Below are 13,787 nucleotides of genomic sequence, written 5' to 3'. Positions count from 1 at the left end.
TCTGACATGACAAAAAAAGACCAGCTCGTAGGAGCTAGTCTTTGAAAAACGCTGTTCCGATAGTTAAATTAACCCCCATGTACGTCCATAAAGAGATGGAACACTGCTCCATTTGACGTCTCACTTTGGGAGATTTGTATTGGGCTGAGCAAGATTAGTAGAAAGCTACTTAGCAAGAGGAATGTTGTCCATTTTCTTTTCATCTTCGTACACCTCATTAATTAAATTTTTGTAGGTTAAGATCGTTTCAGGGGAAGCATAAGCCCTATAAAGCTCATATAAACCTACGCACTTAATTATACACGTTTTATTGTTTATTTTTGCACATATTTCCAAACTATCTATCAAATATTTAAATCCTTCCTCATACTCTCTCTTATGTAGATAATAACTAGCGAATTCATTTAAAAGCCGGGAAGTACGATCTAATATCATCTGTTGAGAGTACACTCCGATAGCTGTTGGTTGTATAGATATAGATTTAATGTCCTCTTCAAAGCGCTGAATTATATCATCAACATTTATATCATATCGGTTTGCTACTTCCATGATATTTATTAGCGAGAGTATAATCTCATCTTTTCTTGGTGCGACATAGTCTACATACTCCGGAAGTACACCTATATCTCCCGAAAAAAGCCTGAACATCAGAGTATTCGCTTGTGCCCAATCTAGAAAAAGGGTCTTCCAATGTTGTGTTTCCTGATCATCTTCCTTCACCCAGCTCAAATCTGCACAAAAGTGAATATATCGTAATGCTTGTTCATAATCTCCTCGTAATCCGTATATATTTGCATGTAGCAAATAAGTATAGGCTAAATAATAAAATAACGGCTTATTCGTATTTTTGGGAGTTTCTGCTCGCTGTTGATGCTCAGAGAAATAGTAAATCTTGGCCTTATGTTCTAGAATTTTAATTGTTTTTTCTACCTTATCCCATCGGCGTAAGGAACGATAAGTACTCGCCAAATCCTTCAGCGCATCCAACTGCTCCACTTCATCCAACCGCTCCACAAAAGGCTCGAACTGAATGGCCGCCTGATAATTCTGCTCTTGATCCGTTCCTTGTCGAATCATAAACAACCGGTACTGGCAAACCGCCAAACGTTCCGAATGTTGCTTCTGCTCGCTCTCAGCGATCACTTCATATAGGAGTGCGGCTGCCTCGCGCTTATTGCTCCTAAAAAAGTCCTCCGCCACCTCAAACAACGGGCTGGAATACATTAAATTGTCCATCAAGAAATCTACGGTTTGTTGAATGCAACTCAGTTTGCCGACTTCGGCGCACCGGTAAAGGAAAGGTTTGATTCGCCGCCAGTTGGGTGATGCCTCGGACAAATACTCTTTAAAATACTCTTCATAAAGGCACCCTTCCGCCAATCCCATCAACGCCGTCAACCGATCCAATTGCTCAACACTCATCACCTTCCTTCCGTTGATCATTGAACTTACCGTACCGGAATTCAAACCCGCCAGTCTGCTCAATTGGCTAATATTTAAGCATTCCCGGTGCATGAAGTCGCTTATTTCCGCTAAAATCGTGGTGGTTTGATTCATCCGACAACCACTCCTAACAACCCTTCATTTCCTCACGTTACCCGTAACATCCTCATGGTATAGGAATCTTCGCCAGTTAATGGGTAATATTTCTATTTCAAATCTAATATACCAATCTATTCTTGTCAATAATATGCAATATAGAACTTGTGAATTCTTTTCTAACAAATATAAAACTTATAACACTCTCCAGTTCGCCCCTCGGCTTGGACTAAACTTAATACGAGAGGTGGCTTACATGGAAGTAGCTAAGCAAGTCGGGAAGAACGTCAGATACTATCGTAAGCTTAAAGGGCTGACTCAGGAACAACTGGCCGAATCGACGGAAACGTATGGTTCTTACATCGGACGGTTGGAACGCGGGGAGCAGAACGTGCAGCTCGAAACGCTGCATAAAATCGCGGATGCATTGCAAGTCAGCGTGTATGCCTTATTCCGGAATCCGGGATACGATGAGCTTCAGGATCAGACCTGGATTTGGCAAATCGTACAGCTGCTGCAGGAGCAGCCGGCGGAGGAACAAGCGCGTGCCTACCGTGTGCTGAAAGAAATGTTTCGTTCCATATAAAAAGGGTTTAAAACGGAAACCTCCGCTTTTAAACCCTTTATTTATGTGCGTACTAGCGCCTTAGTCCCACAATCCGCTGCGCTCCACGACCTCCAGCCAGCGTGTGGCGATCAAATCGTGGCCCGCCGCCGTCGGATGGACGCCGTCCCAGAGCCAATAGGCGGCCCCCGCCTTTTCGGTCGCCGCATCAAAAGCGTCCTGCAAAGGCACATGCACCGCACCAAACTCCTCAGCCAATTGGCGTACGATATCCTGGTATCTACCCACCAGATGCTTCCATTCGGTCCATTTTTCCGCCGTAACCCCGGTGTTCAAGATAAACGGTTCGCATAACACCAGCTTGGTGTTCGGCAAAACTTCCTTCGTCTCCTCCAACAAATGACGGTACGCCCGCTCGAAACGGTCCGTCACCCCGCTAGGTTCACCGCTCATTTGCCGCCAGGCATCGTTCACGCCAACCAGCAGGCTGATTACGTCCGGCTTCAGGCTGATCGCATCCTCGTTCCATCTGGCGTACAAATCCGAGACCCGATCGCCGCTGACCCCCCGGTTCATAAAGACTGGCTGCAATTGTGCGAATTCGTGGCCTAACTTCGCCGCGATAATGTTGGCATAGCTGTACCCCAACACACGATTCAAATCCGTACCGCGGTCCCGATTCCCGTCCGTGATAGAATCCCCTTGGAATAACACCGTGCATGGCTTCTTCATGCGTTCCCCTCTTTCCATTGGTTTGTTTCCCATTATAACTATGGAAGACCGCGAACCTCCATGAAGAAATTCGTGCAGAAATGCAGTTAAATTTGCAAGTTTGAGCTATAATTCCCGATTAGCTGCTAGGCTGCAGTTATTTTTGAGAGAATAGGGCCCAAACCCGCTCATCGCCAAAAATACCTGCACTCACGCAACTATTTCACCTTTAACCTTAAAATCCCCCAAATTACCTGCACTCACGCAACTATTCGGACTCGGACTCGGACGTGACACCGCCGCAGCGGCTTCAGATCGGAATCACCGTCTATTTTACCGCCACAAAAAAGAGCCGGGCCGCCTCATCCACCGCTTCCACCCACTCGAAATCGGCGTAGATGGTTACATCGCGGAAGCCGCAGCGCAGCAGTTCGCTTCTCATCCAGGCCGGGTCATAGGCCCGCTGGATATGAGTCTCCTCGAACCGGCGGTACAGCCCGGGGCCCTGCTCCTCTTCGCGGGCGAAGATCGACAGATGATGCTCGATTTCGTTGCGATAGGCATCCCGCTCACACGTCCAGATATAGGACACGCTGGGCTCGTCCCAAATAAACGGCTGCTCCTCCTCGTACCGAATCAAGGTGTTCGGATGGTGCACGTCGAAGAGGAACGTCCCTCCGGGCTTCAGCCCTTCGTATGTACGACGGAAGGTTCGGAGGATATCCTCCTCTTCCAGCAAATAGTTCAGGCAGTCGCAAAAAGAAATGACGGCATCCACCGGCTCCGGCACGGACCATTCCGTCATATCCTGCTGCACCCAACGCACGCTGCCTTCGCGGAACAGCCGCGCCCCTTGAGGGGTTGCTTCCATTTTGCGGCGGGCGACCGCCAGCATGTCGGCGGACAAGTCGATGCCCGTCACCTCGAACCCGGCATTGACCAGCGGGATCGTGATGCTGCCGGTTCCGCAGCCGAGATCGACCACCGTTCTAGGCATCCCGTGCCGCTCCCAAGCGGTGCGGGCAAACCGGATCCAGTCCGGGTAAGGCATGTCCTCCATCAATTCATCGTACACATAAGCAAATTTCCGATATGATGCCATGGCTTGCTTGTCCCCGCTTTCTGTCTGGATGCTGCTTGTTTCACTGCTCTTTAGGCTTCCGGCTGGTTGGGGACGTCCTCACTGGCGTCCGGCTTCTCGACCAAATACGTCCAATTTTCCTTCTGGACGACTTTGCCTTCTTTCATCAGCTTGCCGATCGCCCGCTTGAATGCGGATTTGCTGATGGCGAACCGCTGCTTGATCAAGTCCGGCGGCGTCGCGTCCGAATACGGCATCCCGCCGCCCGGACGGCTCTCCAGATACGCGAGGATCCGTTCCGCGTCCTGGCCCATGCCGATTTCCTTGCGCGGCGCCATCGCCAGGTTCACGCGCCCGTCCTCGCGGATATGCGCCACCCGTACCTGCACCCGCTCGCCCAGACGCAGCAGTCGATTGCGCTCGGTTGCATGGATCATGCCGATCGCGCCAAATCCCAGCACGCCGCCCTGAACAACCACAAACGTCCCCATTTGCAGCGGCTTGTAGACGATCGCGTCCAGCCATTGATTTTTCCAGGATTCCGGGGCGTGGAAGGCATGAGGAGCCAGCTCCTGCTCGCCGGCCAACTTGGCTTTGAGCCGCCCTTGCTTGTCGTGTTCCATGATGACGTACACCTGATCGCCAACCTGGGGATGCAGCTCTCTTAGCTCGGGCAGCTCCCGGATCGGCAGCAACAGCTGACGGCCCAGCCCCATCTCCAGGAAGCAGCCCAGCCGCGGATGGACGTCCGCCACCTCCAGCAAAGCCAGCTCGCCCAGCGTCAAATACGGCTTCTTCATCGTGGCCGCCAGACGGTCCTCCGTATCGTAGAACAGGAATACCTCAACCGTTTCCCCCGGCTTGACCTGGCGGGTCAGCTCGGAGTAATGCAGCAGAACGTCTTGCCCGCCTGCACTAAGAAAATATCCGTACGGCGACACCTCGCGATCGATCGGCAAAGAGATGAGGGTCCCTGCTACCAGGCTCATACCGTCTCCACGACTTTGGCATCCGACCAAAGCCGTTCAATGTTGTAATACTCGCGCTCATCGCGATGGAACACATGAACAACCACATCGCCCAGATCCATCAGCACCCAACGAGCGGAATCCATCCCTTCGATGCCGCGGATTTGCGCGCCGGCTTCATGCGCTCTCTTCCGGACCTCGGTGGCGATCGCCTGCACCTGCGTATCCGAGTTGCCGTGGCAGATCACGAAATAGTCCGCAATCAGGGAAACCCCCTTCAAATCCAGCGCCACGATATTCATGGCTTTTTTATCGTCTGCGGCTTGCACCGCCATATTCATTAATTCGTTCGAACTTACCGCCATTCACTCAGCCTCCTTAAATTTTGTTCGGTTGACAATTAAATCGTTGCGCGCCAATACCGTGAGCGGGAAGATCGGTTTCCCTTTCTCCAGTAAAAAAGAGATCGTCGAATCGAACCCCGCGACCAGCGCGTCCTCCAGACTCGTTTCCGCCAGTTCGCGGATCTTCTCCACGCCCGGGAATTCGCGCCCCGGCTCGATGTAGTCGGCCAGGCAGACGATTTTGTCCAGCAGGGTCATGCCTTCCCGGCCGGAAGTATGGTAACGGATCGCATCCAACACTTCCTCGTCGTCGACACCGTAATCCCGCCGGGAGATAAAAGCACCCACCTCGGCATGCAGCAATTGCTTGTCATGCCGGAGCAACTCGGCGTTTAAGCCGTTCTCGCGGATGATCGCTTCCTGCTCCTCGATCGGCCAAAACTTGGCCAAATCATGCAACAAGGCGGCCAAATCGGCTTTGACCGGATCGGCTCCGTACCGTTTGGCCAGGATCACCGCGCTCTCCATCACGCCTTCGACATGCTTCCAGCGCTTGGCCGGCATCCCCGCCGACACGGCGGCGATCAGTTCTTCACGGCTGTAGCCCATACAATCCGCTCCTTATCATATATTCATACACGGCGTCCGGAACCATATACCGAATCGAACGTCCGGCGGATAAGCGGCTGCGAATCAGGCTGGAGGAAATATCGACAAGCGGCATTTCCGCAAGCTGCACCGCTTCCTGAATAAAGGGCGGCAGCGCGTCCAGCTCCAGGAAGCTTCCGGGGCGCTGCAGCCCGATAAACGAGAGCATCCCGGCCAGATCCTCGATTCCCTCCCATTTCGGAAGGTAATTCACCATGTCGGCCCCGATAATGAAATAGAACTCCAGATCGGGATGAAGCGAACGAAGCTCCCGGACCGTGTCCACCGTATAGGATACCCCGCCGCGGCGCAGCTCAAGGTCGAGCGGTTTAAAGGCAGGGTGGCTGGCGATCGCCGCCTCTACCATCTCCAGCCGCTGCCTACCGCTGACGCCGGCCTGATGCTTGTGCGGAGGGATATGGGAGGGCATGAACCAGACCTCTTCCAGATGATATTGTTCTCTGGCGGCTTCTGCCGCCAGGAGATGGCCGAGGTGAATCGGATCAAACGCCCCGCCCATAATTCCGACTTTTTTCATTTTGCGTGTCCTCCACGAACCTATGGAAGTTCGATTTGCTTGTATTCGCGAGACTCTTTGTAGAGAATAATCGTCCGTCCGATCAGTTGAACCAGCTCCGCGCCGGCCCCTTCCGCCAGCTCCTCGGCAATTTCCTTCGGATCGTCCAGGTTATTGTTCAGCACGGAGATTTTGATCAGCTCCCGACGCTCCAACGCTTCCGAGATTTGTTTAATCATATGCTCGTTCGTGCCGCCTTTGCCTACTTGAAAAATCGGCTGCAGCCCGTGCGCCATACTGCGCAGGTAGCGTTTTTGTTTTCCCGTTAACATATGGTTTCATAACTCCTTAATATTCAATTATGCGATAACTTGTTTTATTGATACATACTCTCCAATACCGCGGCGCGCATCGCTTCGATTGGAGCCGTTCGTCCCGTCCACCGTTCAAACGCGTAAGCGCCCTGGTAGACGAACATGCCAAGTCCGCTGTGGATCGTACATCCTCGAGCCTCGGCTTTCTGCAAGAGCTCCGTCTTCAGCGGATTATAGATCAGATCGCTGACCACGATTCCCTCCGGGATCTGCCGCGAATCGAGCGGACAATCGCCGACATGCGGATGCATGCCAACGGAGGTGGTGTTGATGATCAGGTCCACCTTCGGCAGGACCTCATCCAACGCCTCCATCCCGCATCCGGCCAAGTTCCCGAGCCGGGCCCATTCGGCGGCCAGTTCGCGCGCTTTCTCGGCCGTACGATTGGCCAATGTCACGAGTTCCGGCTCCTCCTGCAGCAGCGCGTAGACGATGCCGCGAGCTGCGCCGCCGGAGCCCAGCACCAGTACGCGTTTCCCCCGCAGCACGGGGGCCGCCTCCTCCTTCAGCGAACGGATATACCCGATGCCGTCGGTGTTATAGCCGGTGAGCACGCCGCCGTCGTTGACGATCGTGTTCACCGCGCCGATCAGGCGCGCTCCTTCGTCGACCTGGTCCAAGTAGTTCATCACTTCCACCTTATGCGGGACCGTGACATTGATGCCCCGGAACCCGAGCGCGCGGATGCCCCGAATGGCTTCCTCCAACCGGTTCCCCTTGACGTGGAACGGCAGGTAGGCACCTGCGATCCCGCAAGCTTCCAGCGCAGCGGTATGCATCGCCGGCGACTTGGAATGCTGAATCGGGTCGCCGATGACGCCCAGCAACAACGGCTGCTTATTGAGGGGGGCAGCCTGCTTATTGCGGGGAACGGCCTGCTCATTGCGTGGGGCAGCCTGCGTACTTGCCTGCAAGGTTGCCTGCGCCGGATCCTGACTCGCATTCTTCTGCGCCGGATTCTGGCCCATCGACTTCTGCGTAGGGTCCAGCATCATCGACTTCTGCGTTGGATCCTGGCTCGCCATCTTCTGCGCCAGATTCTGACCCCTTGCCTTCTGCGCTGGCCCCTGGCTCGCCTTCTTCTGCACCGGGTCCGGCCTCATCGACTTCTGCGTTGGATCCGGCGTGCCCGCCTGCAGCCCCTCCCGTTCGTCTTCCGGCGTGCGTGCCCCTTCCCGTTTCTCGTGATTCGCCTGCTCTCCCATCGGTTCTCCTCCCGCTCGCCGACCTGAGAAAAATAAGGGCACAAATGGGCCTTATTTTCTCGAAAGTCCTCTTCTTCCGGGAAATAGCGGTACATTATGGCGTTATTCTGCCTAAGATGTAACAAACCGCCCTATCTTTGGGCCATGTTCCGGAAATAACGCCCAAAATTACCGCTATTCCGCTCAAAACTCACCTTTTTCATAAAATAGCGCCCTTTTTTACCCTTATCTGGTTCTGATTCTGGTTTAGGCAGAACACCGCAAGCCGCAAGTCGCAGTCCGCAGATAACCAACCCGTCAGCCCGCCAATCAGCCGTCAGCCGTCAGCCGTCAGCCAGTCAGCCAGTCAGTCAACCAGCTAGCCAATCAGCCGTCAGTTAGTCAACCAGTCAGTCAACCAGCTAGCCAATCAGCCGTCAGTTAGTCAACCAGCCTACCAGCATCCGCAACCTTAAACACCCTTAAATCAACGACGGCCGAACGAGCACCTTCACGCCCTTAGGCACGTGCGCCGCAACGACCGCGCCGAAATCGTTGTTGATCTTGACCCAGCCGAGGCCGGAAATAAACAGGTCGCTTCGGCTGCCCTTCGGAACCCGGAACTCGTGCCGCGTCCATTCGGGCAGGGCTTCGAGATGCTCCTTGCTCGGCGGCGCCAGCATTTCCCCGGCATGCTCCGCGAACAGCTCGTCCGCCCGCTCCAGCTTCGTACGATGAATCGGCACCCGGCCGCCGACGAAGCAAGTAAACGATTGGCGATCTCCCTGAATGAAGTCAAACCGGCCAAAGCCGCCAAAGAAAAGCGTCTGCCCCTCATTCAGCTGGTACACCGCCGGTTTAAGCGGTTTGTCCGGCAGAATGACCCCCAGATCGGCAGGGGCTACCAGCTCGCTGTACCTCGACGGATACATAATCCCCGGCGTATCGATGATCGCCCGGCCGTCATCCAGCGGGATGTGCACCATGTCGAGCGTCGTACCCGGATATCGCGATACGGTGAGCTCCTGCTCCAGGTCGCTGTAATCGCGAATCAACCGATTGATCAGCGTCGACTTGCCGACGTTCGTCGCGCCGACCACATACACATCGTGATCGCCGCGCCGCGCCGCCACCGCTTCCAGCAGCCGATCGAAGCCGCTGTTCTGCTTGGCGCTGCACAGGACGACGTCTTCGATCTTCAGCCCCAGGTCCTTGGCTTCCTTCTGCACCCAGTTTCGGACCTTGTTCCAATTTGTCACCTTTGGCAACAGATCGGTTTTGTTGACGGCCAGCAGCACCGGATTGTTCCCGACAAAGCGTTGCAATCCGGAAATGACGCTGCCCTGGAAATCGAACAGGTCGACGATATGAATCACCAGCGCTTCCTTCCCGCCGATTTGCGACAGCAGCCGCAGGAACTCGTCCTGCTCGACCGTAACCGACGAGGATTCATTGTAGTTCTTGATCCGGAAACAGCGCTGGCAAATCACCGGTTCTTTCGTCAAAGCTTGCTCCGGGACGAACCCCGGTTTACTCGAATCTTGCGTTTGCAGCATGACGCCGCATCCGCTGCATCGAAGAGCGCCTTCCGCGCTCCGCACTTCCGTCATCGCTTCTTTTCCTCCTCGAGCCATAATCCAACCTTGCCCAGCCGCCGCTTCACGATACGCTCCAGCCGGCGGTTAATCCTCGTGCCGATTCCTTCATCCTGGACGGAAATCGGGAGCACGAGCACGGTATATAACCCCTGCCGGTTCCCGCCGAACACATCGGTCATCATTTGGTCACCCACGACGATCGTCTCCTGCGGGCCAAGGCCCATCATTTCCATGGCTCGGTGAAAAGCCGCGCCGGACGGTTTCCTGGCTGCGTGCACAAACTCAATATTCAAAGGGCTCGCGAATATCGACACCCTGTCCAAATTATTGTTTGACACAATCACGAGTTTAAATCCGCATTTCTTCACTTTCTCAAACCAACCGATCAGTTCGGGAGTGGCCAGCGGGGCCTTAGCACCGACAAGCGTGTTGTCCAGGTCGGTGATGATGCCGCGGTAACCCTGGGCATAGAGTCCTTCCAGATCGATATCGAATACGCTGTCCACGCGTAAATTCGGCATAAACTTCTCAAACAAATACGTTCACCTCGGTTTCATACGACAAACTATACCATATTCTTCCCCCGACATGCTTCTATTTTAAAAAAGAAAACGCCCCCCGCGCAAGCACGGGGGCGTTATGAAGGCGTCCAGCGCATCCCAGCGTTCCCAGGCGATGGGACGATCCCGATCCGAAGGAAGCCGACAGTTGGCGGGTCACTGGTCCAGGAACCGTTTGCCGACGATCGGCAGCGCCTGTCTCCACCTGTTTCCGCCGGCCAATTTGACCGCCTTGCGCGACATCTCGCGCGCCGCGCGCCAATCCGCTGCAGCCGGGCTCCGGCCGTAATTTGCCTGCTCGTACAGGAGCAGCAATGGGTCCAGCACCTCGGCAAGCTGCGGCCGCTCGAGCTTCCAGCGCCCGAAGGCCTCCCGCAGCGTCTCCTGATCACCGCGGGTCAAGCCTCTGCGGCGCAGCCGCTTCACAAGCCGCAGCGTCTCGTAAATCGCCTTCTCGCCTGACGTCAGCGGCCGGCCCAACCGCAGCCGGAGCCAGAGATAATACAGCTGGGATCGCAGCTGGTACAGAGTCCAAACCACCAGCACACTCACGGCGGACAAGAAGATCCGCTGCATCACAACCGGATCCAGCTTGGAGAAGAAGCCGTCCTCCGCCGCTGAAACTTCCGGTTCCGGTTCCGTATCCGGGGCAAAAGCTTCTTCGCTCTCCTCCGGCGCCAACATGACCGGCGACAGGAAGCCCGGCGTCGCTTCAAATGGGATCCAGCCGTAATCGCCGAAATACAACTCCGCCCAAGAGTGGGCGTCGGCGTTGCTCACATTGTAAGCCCGGCCGAGCTCGGGATTCCGCATCAGCATCTCGTCGCTCGGCTGACTGCCGGGCGCATACCCCTTGACCCAGCGCGCGGGAACTCCCAGCGATCGGGCCATGACGACCATCGCCGTCGAATAGTAATCGCAGTACCCTTGCCGGATTTCGAACAAGAAGCTGTCGACGAAGTCGTCGCTGCGCTTGCGGGCCAAATCCGGTTTATTCGTGTATTCGTAATTTTGCCGCAGGTAGGTTTGCAGCAAATCCATTTTTGCGTACGGCGTCCCGCCTTCTGCGGTAATCTCCTTTGCCAGGTCTTTGACCCTTTGCGGCAGATTGTTCGGCAGCTGTAAGTATTCCTCCGGCGCTCCTTCCGGATATAATGCTTCGTAATCGGCCTGTTGCAGCTCGTCGAGCGGGATCAGCGGAATATTGGCGACCACTTTATACTTCCTAGGATAATCCGGCAAATCGCCGGGATTGCGGAAGCCGTTCCAGAACAGCTCCGCCTGCTTCCCGGCCCAGCGCATATCCGGCTGCTGGCGTTCGTCGAGCAGCTCGACGCTTTCAATCGCATAACCGCCGAACAGGACAGGGTAGACCTTGTCGGTATTCATCGTCACCGTCTGTTCCACCCGCATCGTTTCTACCTTGCCAGGCTGCTCATGCACAAGGGGATCTTCCTCCAAAGCGCCGCGGTAGCGTTCCGTCTCCCGGCCTTCCCGCTCCAGATCCGACCACCCGGTTCCTGAGTAAATGCGGCGGGTTTCTCCGCGCCAATAGGATCTTACCGGCGTATCGATCGACATCACCGGGCTGTAGCTGAATTCAAAACCGTCACCAAGGGATTTGTCGTCCCGGCTGTATCCGGAGACGACCTCCTCTTTGACCGCTGACGGTCCTTCCCCAAGGCTACCGGAGAGGGCCGAGGGTCCCCCGCCGCCGCTCCCGCTTCGCTTGATCCAAGCCGTATACGGATCGGTCAGCGTCGGGGAAACCGACGGCATACTGATGCCGATCAACAGGACGCAGGCAAACACGATGCCGATATTCACCGCGATCTTGATCGGGCTCTGCCGCAGGCGCTGCCAGCCCTGAGGATATTTCTTGCGGTATTCATAGAAATGCGTGCTCACCAACCAACCGAGGCCGGCAAACACGATCCAGGCCACATTGGTCCATAAATAATAAGGTGTAAAAGAGTCCAAAATCGCAAAAGCAATCAAGTGAGCTGCCAGAAAAATCAGAATTCGCGGCCGACCGACAACAAGCCGCAGCACCGCCTCCAGCAGCGCCCAGGCGATGAGGGAAAACCAGATATACGGCGTAAAGGTCAGCGCCATGCCGCGAATCTGATCGGGAAAAAACGGGCCGTACGGGATGTAAACTCCGTAACTGGTCAGGATGAAGCGCCACGTCGTCAGAAGTAAGATGATCTTGATCGTCCACTTCCACGCCGCCGGCAACGGCAGCAGCCATTCCACCAAAGCCATCATGAGGATCGTCACCGTCACCAAAGTGGTCGTCACCGCAAACCACAACGGCTCCGTAAAGTCTATCCATTGCATAGCGATGATGACAATCCAAAGCAGATTCAATGTCTGATACGTCTTGGAAAATTGAGGGTTTACGCCTTGCTTGGCAGCTTGCTTCACAGCTTCGCACCCCCCATCGCCGCAGGAAGCTCACGGAGAGACGAGACGTATACGCCGCGCAGCCCCCGTTCCAGCAGAGCTCCCTGCCAGGCGGAGCGCTTGCCTGCCCGGTAGGCGTTCGGCATGCCTGAAGCAGCGGCTTCTTCTCCGACCTGGATATGATACGGGATCATCTGCCGCGATTTGGCCAACCTTAACATCGAGAGCACCTTATCGTCTGCCAGCGGACTGATAAGGATAAAGAATGCTCCCGGCTGGAACAAATCCTGCTGCGCCTCTAAACGCTCTCTGTGATTGCCGAACCCGTCCGCGTTGATATCGACGAGCTGGTGCAGCATCTGCTGGCGCTCCAGATAACTCTCTGCCGGAGGGAAGTAACGGAGGGTCTTGCCCAGGGTGCACAGCCCCATGCTGATCCGTTCCCGGGTCCCGTACTCCAGCAGCGACGCCGCCGTAGATACGGCCAGCTCGAACTGAGCGGAGCGGGGGTATCCGCTGCTATGGGCGTCGAGAACCAGCAGTATTTTGGGCAGCGATTCATGCTCGAATTCCTTGGATTTCCAGGTTCCCGTCTTTGCGGTCGCGCTCCAGTGAATGCGGGAAATCCGATCCCCGTACACGTAATCCCGCACCCCGTTAATCTGAGTTGATTCTCGGCGCGACAAGGCAACGGCCGTCTCCGGACCGGCGAGACGCGAATTGCGGCTGTACAGCTCCCAGTGGGGGACGAACACAGTCCGGGGAAGGATGCGAAACTCTCCGTCAGCCTGAAAGACACTGGTGTGCTCCACCAGGCCGAAGATATCCTCGGCACTGAAGTTCGTGCCGATAAATGCGTATTTGCCGCGCTCGAGGGGCGGCGTTTTGTACACCAGCTCGGACCTTGAGCTGAAGTAAGGCACCACGCTGTCCTCGAACACCCAGGTGTCCCCATTATGACGCCGCAACGTTTCCCGGACGACGATGTAGGGGAGCGGCAGGAATGCCGGAAGCTGCAACTGCAGCTTGACCAGCACCTGATCCCCCGCTTGCAGCAGCGCTCCCCGTTCACCGGAGAGCGACAGCGTGCGGGTGCCTCTGATCCTTTTGACGCCGCCAAGGCCGCCAATCGCCCAATAGAAGCTCAGCACCGATACCATCATGAACAACATCAGCGAGGTTTTCCCGCCTTGAAACAACACGTACAATAAGCAGACGAGCCAGACGGACGCAACGCTCCAGAATTTGCGGGAACTAAGGCCCGATTTGATGCCTTCGACCAGCGCTCGCAT

General features: G+C 55.5%; 14 protein-coding genes. 1 reads left to right on the top strand and 13 read right to left on the bottom strand.

Annotated elements, in window-relative coordinates; genetic code table 11:
* Positions 1 to 165: 165 nt before the first annotated feature.
* Positions 166 to 1,557, bottom strand: a complete 1,392-nt coding sequence (locus tag BN3795_RS11670; protein WP_068784835.1) for a DNA-binding protein — start codon at positions 1,555 to 1,557, stop codon at positions 166 to 168.
* Positions 1,558 to 1,795: 238 nt separating this feature from the next.
* Between BN3795_RS11670 and BN3795_RS11665 the strand changes: the two genes are divergently transcribed.
* Entirely contained in the window at positions 1,796 to 2,125 is a 330-nt protein-coding gene (locus BN3795_RS11665) for a helix-turn-helix domain-containing protein (RefSeq protein WP_068784834.1), read from the top strand.
* Between the two features lie 60 nt (positions 2,126 to 2,185).
* Here the strand turns inward: BN3795_RS11665 and BN3795_RS11660 are convergent, their stop codons facing one another.
* From BN3795_RS11660 to BN3795_RS11605, 12 genes are all read right to left on the bottom strand, one after another.
* Entirely contained in the window at positions 2,186 to 2,836 is a 651-nt protein-coding gene (locus BN3795_RS11660; RefSeq protein WP_068784833.1) for an SGNH/GDSL hydrolase family protein, read from the bottom strand.
* 307 nt (positions 2,837 to 3,143) lie between these two features.
* Entirely contained in the window at positions 3,144 to 3,917 is a 774-nt protein-coding gene (locus tag BN3795_RS11655; RefSeq protein WP_068784832.1) for a class I SAM-dependent DNA methyltransferase, read from the bottom strand.
* Between the two features lie 50 nt (positions 3,918 to 3,967).
* The gene (locus BN3795_RS11650; RefSeq protein WP_068784831.1) at positions 3,968 to 4,885 is read right to left on the bottom strand and encodes a CvfB family protein; all 918 of its coding nucleotides are present in this window, start codon (positions 4,883 to 4,885) and stop codon (positions 3,968 to 3,970) included.
* A complete protein-coding gene (gene rsfS / locus BN3795_RS11645) occupies positions 4,882 to 5,229 on the bottom strand; it encodes a ribosome silencing factor (RefSeq protein ID WP_068784830.1) in 348 nt (115 codons plus the stop codon). Before rsfS ends, BN3795_RS11650 begins: the two co-directional genes overlap by 4 nt.
* The gene (gene yqeK, locus BN3795_RS11640) at positions 5,230 to 5,817 is read right to left on the bottom strand and encodes a bis(5'-nucleosyl)-tetraphosphatase (symmetrical) YqeK (protein WP_068784829.1); all 588 of its coding nucleotides are present in this window, start codon (positions 5,815 to 5,817) and stop codon (positions 5,230 to 5,232) included.
* Positions 5,801 to 6,394, bottom strand: a complete 594-nt coding sequence (locus tag BN3795_RS11635; RefSeq protein ID WP_068784828.1) for a nicotinate-nucleotide adenylyltransferase — start codon at positions 6,392 to 6,394, stop codon at positions 5,801 to 5,803. The genes yqeK and BN3795_RS11635 overlap by 17 nt, the downstream gene beginning before the upstream one ends.
* Positions 6,395 to 6,414: 20 nt before the next feature.
* Positions 6,415 to 6,705, bottom strand: a complete 291-nt coding sequence (yhbY, locus tag BN3795_RS11630; RefSeq protein WP_059044315.1) for a ribosome assembly RNA-binding protein YhbY — start codon at positions 6,703 to 6,705, stop codon at positions 6,415 to 6,417.
* Between the two features lie 44 nt (positions 6,706 to 6,749).
* Positions 6,750 to 7,577: a shikimate dehydrogenase gene (aroE, locus tag BN3795_RS11625; RefSeq protein WP_068785373.1), complete on the bottom strand. Its 828-nt coding sequence runs from the start codon at positions 7,575 to 7,577 to the stop codon at positions 6,750 to 6,752.
* Between the two features lie 836 nt (positions 7,578 to 8,413).
* A complete protein-coding gene (yqeH, locus tag BN3795_RS11620) occupies positions 8,414 to 9,541 on the bottom strand; it encodes a ribosome biogenesis GTPase YqeH (RefSeq protein WP_068784827.1) in 1,128 nt (375 codons plus the stop codon).
* Positions 9,538 to 10,065 (bottom strand): YqeG family HAD IIIA-type phosphatase, encoded by a 528-nt coding sequence (locus BN3795_RS11615; RefSeq protein WP_068784826.1) that lies wholly within the window; start codon positions 10,063 to 10,065, stop codon positions 9,538 to 9,540. The genes yqeH and BN3795_RS11615 overlap by 4 nt, the downstream gene beginning before the upstream one ends.
* Before the next feature lie 180 nt (positions 10,066 to 10,245).
* Entirely contained in the window at positions 10,246 to 12,516 is a 2,271-nt protein-coding gene (locus BN3795_RS11610; protein WP_068784825.1) for a transglutaminase-like domain-containing protein, read from the bottom strand.
* On the bottom strand, positions 12,513 to 13,787 hold the full coding sequence (locus BN3795_RS11605; RefSeq protein ID WP_068784824.1) for a DUF58 domain-containing protein: 1,275 nt from the start codon (positions 13,785 to 13,787) through the stop codon (positions 12,513 to 12,515). Before BN3795_RS11605 ends, BN3795_RS11610 begins: the two co-directional genes overlap by 4 nt.

The sequence above is a fragment of the Paenibacillus phocaeensis genome (assembly GCF_900021165.1).
Classification (GTDB): domain Bacteria; phylum Bacillota; class Bacilli; order Paenibacillales; family Paenibacillaceae; genus Fontibacillus; species Fontibacillus phocaensis.
Note: the sequence above shows the minus strand (reverse complement) of the source record. Positions and strands in the feature narration are given on the sequence as shown.

Excerpts from the sequence above, each read along its gene's own strand:
- BN3795_RS11650 (WP_068784831.1), bottom strand. The coding sequence starts at position 4,885 with ATGAGCCTGGTAGCAGGGACCCTCATCTCTTTGCCGATCGATCGCGAG.
- BN3795_RS11605 (WP_068784824.1), bottom strand. The coding sequence starts at position 13,787 with ATGCGAGCGCTGGTCGAAGGCATCAAATCGGGCCTTAGTTCCCGCAAA.
- rsfS (WP_068784830.1), bottom strand. The coding sequence starts at position 5,229 with ATGGCGGTAAGTTCGAACGAATTAATGAATATGGCGGTGCAAGCCGCA.
- BN3795_RS11655 (WP_068784832.1), bottom strand. The coding sequence starts at position 3,917 with ATGGCATCATATCGGAAATTTGCTTATGTGTACGATGAATTGATGGAG.
- yqeH (WP_068784827.1), bottom strand. The coding sequence starts at position 9,541 with ATGACGGAAGTGCGGAGCGCGGAAGGCGCTCTTCGATGCAGCGGATGC.
- BN3795_RS11660 (WP_068784833.1), bottom strand. The coding sequence starts at position 2,836 with ATGAAGAAGCCATGCACGGTGTTATTCCAAGGGGATTCTATCACGGAC.
- BN3795_RS11635 (WP_068784828.1), bottom strand. The coding sequence starts at position 6,394 with ATGAAAAAAGTCGGAATTATGGGCGGGGCGTTTGATCCGATTCACCTC.
- BN3795_RS11670 (WP_068784835.1), bottom strand. The coding sequence starts at position 1,557 with ATGAATCAAACCACCACGATTTTAGCGGAAATAAGCGACTTCATGCAC.
- yqeK (WP_068784829.1), bottom strand. The coding sequence starts at position 5,817 with ATGGGCTACAGCCGTGAAGAACTGATCGCCGCCGTGTCGGCGGGGATG.
- BN3795_RS11665 (WP_068784834.1), top strand. The coding sequence starts at position 1,796 with ATGGAAGTAGCTAAGCAAGTCGGGAAGAACGTCAGATACTATCGTAAG.
- yhbY (WP_059044315.1), bottom strand. The coding sequence starts at position 6,705 with ATGTTAACGGGAAAACAAAAACGCTACCTGCGCAGTATGGCGCACGGG.